Genomic DNA, 587 nt, shown 5'->3' on the forward strand with positions numbered 1-587 from the left:
GCTCCGACGGGGCCGAGACCCCCTCCCTGGGCGGCTATGCCGAGGGCGGCGGCAACGGCAGTGCCGTTCTGCCGGCGGCCCAGGAGAACCCCGCCAGCGACGCTCCCCAGCGCCGCCAGGAGCCCGAGGTGCTGGCCGTGCCGATGGACCCTGAGCAGGAGCTGGTCTATGGCTGGATGGGGCTGAGTCCGGCCCTGCTGCTGGATCCGGTACCCAGTGGCGACAGCCTGATGGTGCGTGTGGTGCGCCCCGACGCCGACCCGGAGGCGGTGCTGGAGGAAGCCCGTCAGCAGCTGGCCGCCAGCGGCTCCCGCCGCCGGCGGCGTGGCCGCGGCGGTGAGGGCCGCAACGGCATGGCCGACGCCAACGGCATGGCCGACGCGCCCGAAGCTGCCGAATCCCCCGTTCGCTCCGGGTCCTTCGACTCCCCGGTGCCGGAGGCGATCCCCATCCTCGAGATCACCCCTGCCCCGTTCGAACCCCTGCCCACGGCCGTCCCTTCCGAGCTGGTGACCGTGGCGGTGCCCAGCCGCCGCTCCTCCAGCCGATCCGCGGCGGCTCCGGTGGCCACGGCGGCTCCGGTCCCG

General features: G+C 75.1%; 1 pseudogene. It reads left to right on the forward strand.

Features of this window, described 5'->3' with window-relative positions:
• Positions 1 to 587, forward strand: a pseudogene (locus VB737_RS07505) (Rne/Rng family ribonuclease); the annotation flags it as partial.

Origin of the sequence: Synechococcus sp. BA-120 BA3 (genome assembly GCF_034931285.1) — a bacterium.
Taxonomy (GTDB): domain Bacteria; phylum Cyanobacteriota; class Cyanobacteriia; order PCC-6307; family Cyanobiaceae; genus Cyanobium.